The sequence below is a fragment of the Streptomyces sp. NBC_01260 genome (assembly GCF_036226405.1).
Classification (GTDB): domain Bacteria; phylum Actinomycetota; class Actinomycetes; order Streptomycetales; family Streptomycetaceae; genus Streptomyces; species Streptomyces laculatispora.
Map to the genome: position 1 here is coordinate 3,034,458 of NZ_CP108464.1, position 12,029 is coordinate 3,046,486.

The 12,029-nt window shown below is 70.2% G+C and carries 9 protein-coding genes; 3 read left to right on the forward strand and 6 right to left on the reverse strand.

Annotation, left to right across the window (positions count from 1 at the left end; all coding sequences use genetic code 11):
- The first annotated feature begins 1 nt into the window (after position 1).
- The 3 genes from OG322_RS13090 (at position 2) to OG322_RS13100 (ending at position 3,577) form a co-directional block, all read left to right on the forward strand.
- Positions 2–802 (forward strand): GNAT family N-acetyltransferase, encoded by an 801-nt coding sequence (locus OG322_RS13090; protein WP_124284855.1) that lies wholly within the window; start codon positions 2–4, stop codon positions 800–802.
- A complete protein-coding gene (gene menC, locus OG322_RS13095) occupies positions 799–1,896 on the forward strand; it encodes an o-succinylbenzoate synthase (protein ID WP_266411139.1) in 1,098 nt (365 codons plus the stop codon). Before OG322_RS13090 ends, menC begins: the two co-directional genes overlap by 4 nt.
- An 85-nt stretch (positions 1,897–1,981) precedes the next feature.
- Positions 1,982–3,577, forward strand: coding sequence for a PucR family transcriptional regulator (locus OG322_RS13100; RefSeq protein WP_266411140.1), 1,596 nt, complete (start codon positions 1,982–1,984; stop codon positions 3,575–3,577).
- Here the strand turns inward: OG322_RS13100 and OG322_RS13105 are convergent.
- From OG322_RS13105 to OG322_RS13130, 6 genes are read right to left on the reverse strand one after another with little or no spacing between them, the layout of a single operon-like run.
- Complete coding sequence (locus OG322_RS13105) at positions 3,552–5,504, reverse strand: prolyl oligopeptidase family serine peptidase (RefSeq protein WP_266411141.1); 1,953 nt, start codon at positions 5,502–5,504, stop codon at positions 3,552–3,554. The two genes, OG322_RS13100 and OG322_RS13105, sit on opposite strands and share 26 nt — an antisense overlap.
- Positions 5,501–6,484 carry an erythromycin esterase family protein gene (locus tag OG322_RS13110; protein WP_124284851.1) on the reverse strand — a complete coding sequence of 328 codons (984 nt, stop codon included), beginning with the start codon at positions 6,482–6,484 and terminating at the stop codon, positions 5,501–5,503. Before OG322_RS13110 ends, OG322_RS13105 begins: the two co-directional genes overlap by 4 nt.
- Positions 6,466–8,280 (reverse strand): ABC transporter substrate-binding protein, encoded by a 1,815-nt coding sequence (locus OG322_RS13115; RefSeq protein ID WP_124284850.1) that lies wholly within the window; start codon positions 8,278–8,280, stop codon positions 6,466–6,468. The genes OG322_RS13110 and OG322_RS13115 overlap by 19 nt, the downstream gene beginning before the upstream one ends.
- 13 nt (positions 8,281–8,293) lie before the next feature.
- On the reverse strand, positions 8,294–9,118 hold the full coding sequence (locus tag OG322_RS13120; protein WP_124284849.1) for an ABC transporter permease: 825 nt from the start codon (positions 9,116–9,118) through the stop codon (positions 8,294–8,296).
- Positions 9,115–10,065, reverse strand: a complete 951-nt coding sequence (locus OG322_RS13125) for an ABC transporter permease (RefSeq protein ID WP_124284848.1) — start codon at positions 10,063–10,065, stop codon at positions 9,115–9,117. The genes OG322_RS13120 and OG322_RS13125 overlap by 4 nt, the downstream gene beginning before the upstream one ends.
- Positions 10,058–11,989 carry a dipeptide ABC transporter ATP-binding protein gene (locus OG322_RS13130; protein ID WP_266411142.1) on the reverse strand — a complete coding sequence of 644 codons (1,932 nt, stop codon included), beginning with the start codon at positions 11,987–11,989 and terminating at the stop codon, positions 10,058–10,060. The genes OG322_RS13125 and OG322_RS13130 overlap by 8 nt, the downstream gene beginning before the upstream one ends.
- Positions 11,990–12,029: the final 40 nt, after the last annotated feature.

Consider the following 12,029-nt stretch of genomic DNA (forward strand, 5'->3'; position numbering starts at 1 on the left):
CATGATCAGCGTGATTGAAGACATCCGTCTCCTGGAGAGCGTCAGCGACCTGGAGGCCGTACGGCGCCTGTACGAGCGCATCTGGCGCACCGGGGCGAACAACCCGCCGGTGACCGCCGACTTTCTGCGCGCACTGGCCAAGGCCGGCGGTTATGTGAGCGGGGCCTACGAGGGCGACGAACTGGTCGGCGCCTGCTTCGGCTTCTTCGCCCCGCCCGCCCGCGAGGCCCTGCACAGCCATATAGCCGGCGTGCTCGCACAGGCGCAGGGACGCAATGTGGGTTTCGCCCTGAAGCTCCATCAGCGGGACTGGGCCCTGGCGCGGGGCGCCGCCGAGATCTCGTGGACCTACGACCCGCTGATCCGGCGGAACGCCTACTTCAACCTGGCCAAGCTCGGCGCCGAACCGAGCGAGTACCTGCCGGACTTCTACGGTCCGATGGACGACGACGTCAACCGGAGCGACCCCACGGACCGGCTCTTCGTCCGATGGCGCCTGACCTCCCCGGAAGTCGAGGCCGCCTGCGCGGGCACGCCCCGGGACGCGGCGCCCGCCGCGGCCGCCGCGGCGCCGCTGCTCGACATCGGTCCGCAGGGGCGTCCGTGCGCACGGCAGACCTCGTCGCAGCTCGTCAAGGTCGCCGTCCCCGACGACATCGAGACCCTCCGCGGACAGGACCCCGCCCTGGCCGCCGAGTGGCGGACAGCGCTCAGGGAGGTCCTCGGCGGGCTGCTGGGGGACGGCGGAAGGATCACCGGTTTCGGCCGGGTCGGCTGGTACATCGTGGAGAGAGCAGCATGAAGATCACCGGAGTCGAGCTCCGCACCGTGGCGATGCCGCTCGTCGCGCCGTTCCGTACGAGTTTTGGGACCGAAACGGTCCGTGAGGCCGTCCTGCTGCGGGCGGTGACCGACGAAGCGGAAGGCTGGGGCGAGTGCTGCGCGGGTACCGCACCCCTGTACTCCTGCGAGTACACGCAGGGCGCGGCGGACGTCCTGACCCGCTATCTGATCCCGGCAGTCAAGGGCGTCGGCGGCGCACACCAGGTGGGGCCCGCCCTGGCCGCGTTCAAGGGCCACCGTACGGCCAAGGCAGCCCTGGAAATGGCAGTCCTGGACGCCGAACTCAGGGCACGCGAACAGCCGTTGAGCCAGGCCTTCGGCGCCATCCGTACCCATGTCCCCTGCGGCGTCTCGGTGGGCATCACCGACACGGTCCCCGAGCTCCTGGACCTCGTGGCGGAATACCTCGCAGCGGGCTACCAGCGAATCAAGCTGAAGATCGAACCGGGCTGGGACATCGAGCCGGTCGCGGCGGTGCGCGAGCGCTTCGGCGACATCCCGCTCCAGGTCGACGCGAACGCCGCGTACCGGCTCGACCAGGCCCGGCACCTGGCCCGGCTCGACCCCTTCGACCTGACCCTGCTGGAGCAGCCGCTGGCCGAGGACGACCTCCTGGGCCACGCGGAGCTGGCGAAACGCCTCACGACGCCCATCTGCCTGGACGAGTCGATCGTCGACGCGCGCGCCGCCGCCGCCGCGATCAAGCTGAAGGCGTGCGGAATCGTGAACATCAAACCCGGCCGCGTCGGCGGCTACCTGGAGGCCAAGCGCATCCACGACGTCTGTGTCGCCAACGACGTCCCGGTCTGGTGCGGCGGCATGCTGGAGACCGGCCTGGGCCGGGCGGCGAATGTCGCGCTGGCGGCGCTGCCCGGGTTCCAGCTGCCCGGCGACACCTCCGCCTCCGACCGGTACTACACCACCGACATCACCGAGCCGTTCAGGCTGGCGGAGGGGCGGCTGCGGGTTCCGACAGGACCTGGCCTGGGTGTGACCCCGATCCCCGAGCTCTTGCAGGCGGTGACGGTCAGCACCCGGTGGATACCCGTATGACCGGACCCGACGCCGGGCGTGATTCCATCAGGCACGACGACAGGCCACGTCCCGGGGCCTCGCGAGCTTCGGACGGGGTATCCCTGTGACCAGCCTGGCCCGCGTTCTGGAGGAGCTCGGTTCGACCCTCCTCCACCCGGTCTGCGGAGATCTGCCGCGGAAGGGGAAGGAGATCGGCGGCGTCGTCATCCACGACCCGCTGGACGAGCCCGAGCTGCCGGACAACGCCCTGGTCCTGGGCGTGGGCCTGCGCGACGACCTGCCGGAGGTCGTCGCGCGACTCGGTGGGCGCGGAGCCGTCGGCCTCGTCGTCCGCGGGCCGGTCGAGCCCGATGAGCGGCTGATCGAGGCGTCCAGGGAGTACGGCGTCGCCGTCCTCGCGTTCACCCGTGGCGCCTCGTGGAACCATCTGACCGGGATGCTCCGCACCCTGACCGCCGAGAGCGATCCGTACGACGCGAACGGCCACACCCGCTCCGGCGATCTGTTCGCCGTGGCCAACGCCATCGCGGCCCTGCTCGACGCGCCCGTCACCATCGAGGACCGCAACTCCCGCCTGCTGGCCTTCTCCAGCCGCCAGGAGGAGGTCGACCCGTCCCGCGTCCAGACGATCCTCGGCCGCCAGGTCCCGGTCCACTACACCCGCATCCTGGAAGAACGCGGCGTCTTCCAGGCGATCTACCGCAGCAACCGGCCCGTCTTCGTGGCCCCGCTGCCGGAGTCCGGCGAACTCCCACGCCTGGCGATCGCGGTACGCGCGGGCGATGAGATCCTCGGGACGATCTGGGCGGTCGTACCCGAACCCATCGACGAACAGCGGAGCGAGTCCCTCTTCGAGGCCTCCAAACTCGTCGCCATGCACATGGTCTGGCAGCGTGCCGACGCCGACAGCGAACGCCGGCTGCGCGCGGACCTGCTGAGCACCGCCCTGGACAGCGGTCCTGGAAGCCGTGAGGCCGTGCAGCGCCTCGGGCTCAGGGACGAGCGGGCGATCGTCATGGCGCTCACCGCGGCACCCGCCGCGACCGAGGCGCCCGCACAGGCCAGCGCGGACCGCAAGCGCCTCGCCGACGCCTTCGCCATGCACCTCGCCGCCGCGCACCCGCGCGCCGTCGCCGCGCTCATCGGCGATGTCGCGTATGGCGTCCTGCCGTTGGCCCGCCACGACGCGGAGGAGCGCGCGCGGCTGATCGCCACCGAGTTCCTGGCCCGGGTGGGCTCCCGGCTGCGCCCCCTGATCGGCGTGGGCCGGCTCGCCGGCGACCTCTCGGCGCTCGCCCGGTCGCGGTCCGCGGCCGAGCAGGCCCTGCGCGTCCTGCGCGCGGGGGTGCTCGACCAGCAGGTCGCCCTGTTCGACGAGGTGCATGTCGAGGCGCTGCTGCTGGAGCTCGCCGATCTGGTCCCCCAGGCCGACCTGCCCAGCGGCGCCATCGCCCGGATCGTCACGTACGACCGTGACCACCAGGCGAATCTCGCCGAGACGCTGCGCGCCTGGCTGGATGCCTTCGGCGATGTCACGGTGGCGTCCGCGGCGATGTACGTGCACCCCAGCACCTTCCGCTACCGCCTGAGGCGGGCCGCCGAGGTCGGAGGGATCAACCTCGGCGATACGAACGCCCGGCTGGCCGCGATGGTCCAGTTGCGCCTGATGCACATCAGATCCGCAGGCCGAGACTCCTGATCAGGAACGCCAGCCACTCTGTGTCCTGCTCGACCGCGACCGCCTCTCCCGTCGCCGCACCGTGTCCGGCGTCGTCGAAGACATGCACCAGGACCGGTTCCCCGCCCTGCTGCGCGGCCTGCAGACGGGCCGCGAACTTCCGTGCGTGCCAGGGTCCGCACCGCGGATCGTTCGCCCCCGCCTGCAGATACACCGCGGGAAACGCGCCGGGGCGCACCAGCTCGTAGGGCGACAGCCGAAGGAACCGTCGTACGTCGGCGGGGTCGTCGGGGTCGCCCCATGCCTTGCGGAGCACGAAGTCCAGGTACGGGTCGCGGATCCCCCCGATCAGGTCGAGCAGGGGTTCGCGCGGCAGTACGGCACGCCAGAGGTCGGGCCTGGTGGTCAGGGCGACGCCGCACATCAGACCGCCGTCGGACCCTCCGGTCAGGGCGAGGCGGTCCGGGGTCGCACGGCCAGTGGCGATGAGGTGCTCGGCCACCGCCACGAGATCGCTGTCCCGTACATGCTTGCGTTCCCGGTGCGCGGCCAGCCACCAGTCCCGTCCGAACTCGCCGCCGCCCCGCAGATGAGCCAGGACCACGACTCCGCCGGCGGCGACGAAGGCAGCCAGATCGCTCTGGTACGCGGGCAGCAGCGGCACGTTCGCCGCGCCGTAGGCGTAGATCAGCACCGGGCCCGAACCCCGCCCCACCACCTGGTACGGGACCGGGATGCCGTCGGGCGCGAGGGCCCGGCCCTGCTCCACGGTGGCGTCAAGCGTCACGGTGGGCGCGGTCAGCGTCTGGAGCGGGCCGCCCGGCTCGTGGCCGTACACGCCCCAGGAACTGGTCGGCGTGGAGAAGGCGAACACGAAGGCGGGGGCGGGATTGCCCACGGCCAGCCCCGTCAGCGGAAAGTGCGGTGCGGCCAGCGCCCCGCGCCCCGGCAGCGGCAGCTCCCCGACGACCGCCCCCGACCGGTCGAGAATCCGGACCCTGGCGCAGGTGCGGTCGAACTCGCTGAGGTAGAGATGGTTCCCGACCGGGGTGAGCGAGCGCAGCACCGTATCGCCCTGCGGTACGAGCTCGCCCCAGTCCGACGGGTCGTGGAGCGAGATGGCCACCACCCGCCCGCGCGGGGCGTCCACGTCCGTGACCGCGACATAGCGGTCCCCGACGACATGTCCGGCGACTGTCCCCGGGCAGTCGGTGAGGAACGGCCGCCACTCCCCGCCCGGGCGGCGGACCGCGACCGGGACCGGGCTGCCCACCCGGTGGGCGGCGATCTCCCATCGCTCGCCGGCCTGGATGAGCGTGTACTCCCGGGACTCCCCCACCGGGACGGGCTCCACCGTGGTGTCGCCCCCCAGCCGGTGGAAGAACACCGCCTGTCTGAACTCCTCGGGCGACCCGGTGAGCGCGAAGAAGTAGAACCCCCCGGAGTCCGGCAGCCAGGAGACACCGCCCGCCCACGCGCTGTGCAGGATCTGCGGCGGGGCGCCGCCCAGCTCCTGCCCTGCGGCCACGTCGAAGAGCCGGATCGTGTTGTGTTCGCTGCCGTCCGTGCAGACTCCGACGGCCAGGACCCGGCCGTCCGGCGAGGGCGCCAGCCAGGACAGCACCCCCTCCTCCAGGCGGGCGATCGACCGTCCCGGCCCGTACGGGGAATCGGCGACGACCACGTCGGAGCCGCAGGCCCTGAACCACTGACCGGCCGCGTATCCGGGCAGGTCGGGCCGGGCCCCGGTGTAATGAGCGAGCACCAACTCCCTTACGGCGCAGGGGTCCAGGCCCTCGAAGGCGACGGAGGAGGCGAGTTCGGCCTGGGCCTGCTGCCACTGACGGACCTCAGGCGTCTCCTCCTCCAGCCAGCGGTACGGGTCCGGCACCCGGACCCCGGCGACATCCGCGACGACCTCGACGGTCCGGGTGGGCGGATACTTCATCGGTACTCCTGGAACTCGGCACGGAGCCGTTCGAAGGCCCCGGGGATCAAAGTGGCGTGGTCGAGGTGGATCAGTGCGTCGTACTCCGCACCGGGGGCACCCGGCCCGGTCGGCTCCCGCTCCTCCAGCAGGACGTCCCAGTCGAAGGGCCGGGGTGAACGCTCCACGAAGCGGATCGCGGGACCCGAGCCGCATGTCAGGGCGATGACGGCCAGCTCGGAGCCCAGCGCCTCGTGCAGCAGGCCGCCCATCATCGGGCGCCCCTCGAACGGAGTCCGTCGCACATGTGCGTTGTGCGCGCTGACGACGATGCGCTCCTCCCGCTCCAGGACCCATCGCACGGTCTCCGCCATGAAGACATCACGCGGGTAGGGGCTGCCGGCCGGCACCGGTTCCAGTTCCGCGAGGAACGCCGCGACGGAGGCCGCGGCCCTGCGCACCACCGCGTCCGCGACCCCGGCGGACCGCGCGACCAACGCGCGCAGACCCGTGCGGAGCCGATTCCGTTCGGGAGGCGACAGCGCCGCGAACCGGACCGCCGCCTCGGTCCGGCCACCCAGTTCGCTCAGGCCGAGCAGCTCGCCCAGGTCCCAGCCCGGCATCCGGTCGGCGACCGCCCGGACCGCGGGTCCCGGCGAGGTGGAGGAGCCCGGCAGGTCCATTCCGTAGAAACCGGTCCCGCGGGAGCGCATCCACTCCAGCTGCCGGTGCATCGGAGCGCACTCACCGAACCGGTACGTGATGCCCTCCCGGGCGATGTCCGCCACCTCGCCCGGGCTGCCGCGGAGCCAGGCGTCGACGCCCAGCCCCTCGGCGAACCCGGACTCCATGACAAAGGCGGTGAACCCGTGGCGCTCCACCAGGTACCGCAGGATCCGGTCCTTGAGCTCGTAGAACTCGGTGACGTTGTGCGCGTCCTCGCCGAGCGCGACCACCCGGACGTCGCGGGGCAGTTCGGTGATCAGTTGTGGAAGAACCATTGTTCCGGCGTGTAGAGGCTGCTGAGCAGCGCCTGGAAGGAGGAGCCCGGTCCGGACAGTGTCTTCTTCCAGACCACCAGGGTGTCGGGGGTGGGGAGGAAGAGCACGGGCAGGTCCTTGCTGACCGCGGTGACCTCGGCGGAGAGCGCCGTGGAGTCCGCGCCGAAGGTCGAGGCGTTGATCAGCCTGTCGGCCTCGGGGTCGGTGTAGGAGCCCAGGTTGAAGCTGCCGCCCGTGTTGAACACCGTGTTGCTGGTCGGGTATCCGGCTGCCTGGTAGAGCCCGCCCTCGTCCTGCATCGCCCACTCGTTGGACTTGGCCGGAGCGAAGGAGTTGCCGTAGTTGGCGTACATGTAGTTGAGCGACTTGGTGACCAGGTCGACCCGGATGCCGAGCTTCTTGGCCGCCGATGCGAAGGCGATGTCGCGGGCGCCGACGTACTTGGGGGTGTCGGCCGAGGCGAGAGTGAATCTGATCGTCTGCCCCTGCTTGATCCCTGAGCCGCAGAGGGCGGGCTTCTCACAGGTGGTGCTGCCGCCGGGGACGACCTTCCAGCCGTGGTCGGTGAGCAGCTTGCGGGCCGCGTCCTCGTCGTGGGGGTACGGTGCGGTGCTGCCGAAGGACGCCGGGTAGGGGGAGTCCGCTCCGCCCGTGGTGTAGTTCTCCGAACCGGCGCCGCCGTAGATGCCGCGGCTGGCGATATAGCCCTTCTGGTCGATCAGCCGCTGGAGCGCCTGGCGGACGTAGGGCTGGGCGATCACCTGGTCGAAGTTGTTGACGGTGTTCTTGAAGTTGATCGTCAGCGAGTCGAAGCGGGCCGGTGCCGGGGCACCGTAGACGTTGTACCCCTTGGCCTTCAGGGCGGCGGCCTGCGAGATGAAACCGGAGTCCAGCGTTCCGACGGTGAGGTTGCCGGCCTTCATCTGGTTGAGCACCGCCGAGGCGGAGGTGAACGCCTTGAAGTCGATCTGGTCGAGCCGCTTCTCACCCGGCCCGCTGTAGGCCTTGTTCGCGGCCAGGGAGTAGGAGCCGGTCGTCGGGTCGAAGGACTTCAGCCGGTACGGCCCGTTGACGACCTGCCAGAGCGGGTTGCCCGCGAAGGACTTCTGGTCGGCCGACTCCTTGGTGAGGTAGCGGTAGATCGCCTTGGCGTTCCCGGGCCGGGTGAAGTCCAGGTGCGGGCCGTCGGTGCGGGCGATGTTCCACTCGGCCGACGGCATGATGTACAGCAGGGAGAGTACGGAGAGCAGGTAGGACGGGTTGTAGGCGGTGTCCAGGGTGAGCGTCAGGGTGTCGGCCGCTGTCGCCTCGGCGCTGACGCCGTCCGGGAACTGCCCCGGTGTGTAGAAGCTCCAGTTGGCCGGGGACTCGGCCAGCCCGGCCTTGAGCAGATCGAGGGAGAAGACGACGTCGGCGGCCGTGACGGGTCTGCCGGTGGACCACTTGTACTCCCTCATCTTGATCGTCACGGTCTTGCGGTCCTTGCTGTAGACCGGCGGATCGGCCAGGCTCGAAGCGGTGTCGACGATCTGGTCGCCCTCGCCGCTCGGCCGGTAGAGCGAGCGCCACAGCTGGCCGCGGGCGATCACCGTGCCGCTCGACGAGGCCGGCGGGTAGGGGTAGATGTAGTTCGGGCTGAGCCCCGGGGTCAGTGCGACGACGGCGGTGCCGCCGTTCTTGGGTACGCCGGTCTGCTTCGGGGGCGTCCTGGCGATGTCCTGGGCCGTGCCGCCGCCTCCGCCGCACCCCGCCAGGGTGAGCAGGGCGACGAGCACGATCGAGATACGTCCACGCATGGTGCTGTCTCCCTCAGTTCTGACTCGTAGGTGAAGTCGGCCGCCCGATGGCGTCCCTGAGCGCGTCCGCGAGCAGGTTCAGGGCGAGGACCGTGAGGACGATGCAGGCGCCCACGGGATAGACCAGCCATGAGTAGCCGGCCGAGAGATAGCTGGCCCCGTCGGCGAGCTGGCTGCCCCAGTCCGCTGTGGGGTAGGTCATCCCGAAGCCCAGGAAGCCCAGCGCGGAGACGACGATGATCGCGTCGGCCACCTGGAACGTGGCGTTGATGATGATCACGCCGAGGGCGTTGGGGATCAGGTGGGTGAGGATGATCCGCCGCCGTGAAGCGCCCATGACCTTCGCCGACAGGATGAACTCCCTGACGCGCAGCGCCAGTACCTCGCCGCGGATCAGCCGGGCCGAGAGGAGCCAGGAGAAGCCCCCGATGACGAGGCTGAGGGAGACCGCGTTCGCCGCGTACCGTGCCGAGAGGATCAGCACGACGAACAGGAACGGGATCGACAGCATCACATCGACCAGGCGCATCAGGAAACCGTCGACCACGCCTCCGGCGAGCCCGGCGACCGCACCGTAGACCGTGCCGATCGTGGTCGAGAAGAGCGCGGCCAGCAGGCCGATCTCCAGCGACAGCCGGCCCCCGGTCATCAGCCGGCCGAGTACGTCGAAGCCGTTGGTGTCGGTGCCGAGCAGATGGCCGTTGCCTGGCGGCAGGGCCGCGTTGACCAGGTCCACATCGGTCTGGTTGGTCGGGTGGATCAGTGGGCCGAGGAAGCAGAACCCGGCGATGAACACCAGGAGCAGGCCACCGGCGAGCGCGAGCGGATGCCGCCTCATTTTCTCAACTCGATTCGGCGGTCGGCGGCTGCGACCAGGAGGTCGGCGATGAAGCTGCCGGCCACGGTCAGGAAGCCGCCGATGAGCGTGTAGGCGAGGAGAAGGGGATAGTCCTCGCGTTGCAGGCTGTTCAGGAAGAGGAGGCCGAGGCCCGGGTAGTTGAAGAGCGACTCCACGATGAGGTTCCCGGCGAGCAGGGTGGGGACCAGTGTGCCGACCAGCGTGATCAGCGGCAGGCAGGCGTTGCGGAGCAGATGGCGAAGCAGGACCAGGCGTTCCGGCAGGCCTTTGGCCCGCGCGACCCGGATGTAGTCCTGGCCGAGCTGATCCAGCGCCGAGGAGCGCTGATACTGCGCGAAAACGGTGACGCTTCCGCAGGCCAGGGTGATGACGGGCAGTGCCATGGCCCGTGGATCGGTGAAGACCACCCAGGGTGAATGCGACTGGGACGCCTCGGCCGGGAAGATCTGCAGCGTCTGGCTGAACACCGCGATCAGCACCAGGCCGAGCAGGAACGACGGCATGGCGTAGAGGACGTACGAAGAGGCCGTGGCCGCCCGGTCGGCGATGCTGTTGCGTCGTACCGCCTGGAGGATGCCGAGCGGAACCGCGACGATCAGTGCGAGGACCAGACCGGCCAGGGACAGCATCGCGCTGCGGCCGGAGTTCTGGGCGAGCAGGGTGGAGACGTTCTCGTTCAGCGTGTAGGAGCGGCCCAGATCGCCGTGGAGCAGCTGGCCCAGATAGCTCAGGTACTGCGCGATCAGCGAGCGGTCGAAGCCGTGGTCGTGGTTGAAGGCCGCCACCGCCTGGGGCGAGGCCCGCTGGCCGAGCACGATCCGGCCCGGACTGGCGGAGACCAGGTGCAGCAGCAGGAACACGACCACCGATATCCCGAGCAGGACGAGAACCGAGACCACCAGGCGGTGGAGCAGATATCTAGCCATTGTGGTTCCCTTGCAGCGGGTAGTGGCAGGCCACCAGTTGGGCACCGGCGCTCTGGGTGCGGGTGAGCGGTGTGAGTGGCGGTTCGACCTGGGCGCACTTGTCCGTACTCAGCGCACAGCGGGTGCGGAAGCGGCAGCCGCTGGGCGGATCGACGGGGCTGGGCGGTTCGCCGCGCACGCCCGCCCCGGCGCGTTCGCCCTCGGGGACGGCTGCCAGCAGGCCCGCCGTGTAGGGATGGGCGGGGGCGCCGTACACCTCGTCGGTCGTACCGGTCTCGACGAGCTTGCCGAGGTACATGACACCGACACGGTCGGCGAGGTAGCGCACGACCGCGAGATCGTGCGAGATGACCACACTGCTGAGGCCGCGCTCCAGCTGGATCCGGCGCATGAGGTTGAGGATCTGGGAGCGGATGGAGACATCCAGGGCGCTGACCGGTTCGTCGGCGATCAGGACCTGCGGTTCCAGGGCGAGGGCGCGTGCCAGGCCGACGCGCTGACGCTGGCCGCCGGAGAGTTCGTAGGGGTACCGGTCGAGTACGCCCTCAGGGAGACCGACGTCGTCGAGGAGCCGCCGCACCCGCTCCGGCCGGTCACCAACACCCTGGATGACCAGGGGTTCGCGAAGGATGCGGCCGACACGCATCCTCGGGTCGAGGGCCGCGCCGGAGTCCTGGAACATCATCTGTACGGCCTTGCGCGGCCGGACGAGCCGTTCCCCTTCGAAGAGGACCTCGCCGCTGTCGGGGCGGTCCAGGCCGACGAGCAGCCGGCCCAGGCTCGACTTTCCGCAGCCGGACTCGCCGACCAGGCCGAAGGTCTCTCCGGCCGCCACCTCGAAGCTCACACCGGAGACCGCCTTGACGGTGCGGCGGCCCGCGGGGTGCTCGCGGACCAGGTCGACGACGCGCAGGAGCGTCTCGCCGCTCTCCTCGCTCGCCTTTCCCTCCTTCGACGGGAACCGTCCCCGCGTGCTGCCTTCTGCCGGACCGGTGACCGGGTGCCAGCAGGCGTAGGAGTCGACGAAGGGCGGCTGCTCCTCGCGGCACCGGTCCGTGGCCGCGTCGCAGCGCGGCGCGAACGGGCAGCCGGGCTCCGGCTTGGCCAGGTCGGGCGGCGAACCCGGGATGCTGAACAGCTCCTCGCCCTTGTCCTGGCCCAGGGTGGGGATCGAGGACAGCAGAGCCTGGGTGTAGCGGTGCCGGGTCCTGCCGAAGATGTCCGCCGTGGATGCGGACTCGGCGACTCTGCCGCCGTACATCACCCCGACCCGGTCGGCCCGCTGGGCGATCACCCCCATGTCGTGGGTGATCAGGATCATCGACATGCCGCGCTGGGCCCGCAGGTCGTCGAGGAGATCGAGGATCTCGGCCTGGACCGTCACATCGAGGGCCGTGGTGGGTTCGTCCGCGATGACGACCTCGGGCTCGCAGACCAGCGCCATGGCGATCATCACGCGCTGACGCTGGCCGCCCGAGAACTGGTGCGGGTAGCCGTCCCGGTGAACACCGACCCGGGCGAGCATCTCCAGGGCGTGGACCCGGGCGGCACGCCTGGACTCCTTGCGATGCAGGCGGACGGGTTCGGCCACCTGCTCGACGATCTTCTTGGTCGGGTTCAGCGAGGTCAGCGAGTCCTGAAAGATCATGGCGATCTCGTTGCCGCGATAGTGCCTCGGCTCCATCGCGAGCAGATCCCGGCCGGCGAAATCGATCGACCCGCTGGTCACCCGGCCACCGGAGGGAAGCATTCCCATGATCGCGAGACCGGTCATCGACTTGCCGGAACCGGTCTCTCCGACGATCCCCAGGGTCTCGCCGCGTTCCAGCTCAAGGCTGACGTTCGCGACGGGCCTGACGACACGGTCGCCACGCCGGATCTCGACCGACAGGTCCCGGAGCGTCAAACTCTTGCGCACATCCATTCGCCGATATTGAGGGCCGCGGCGCATGTGATGTTCGTCC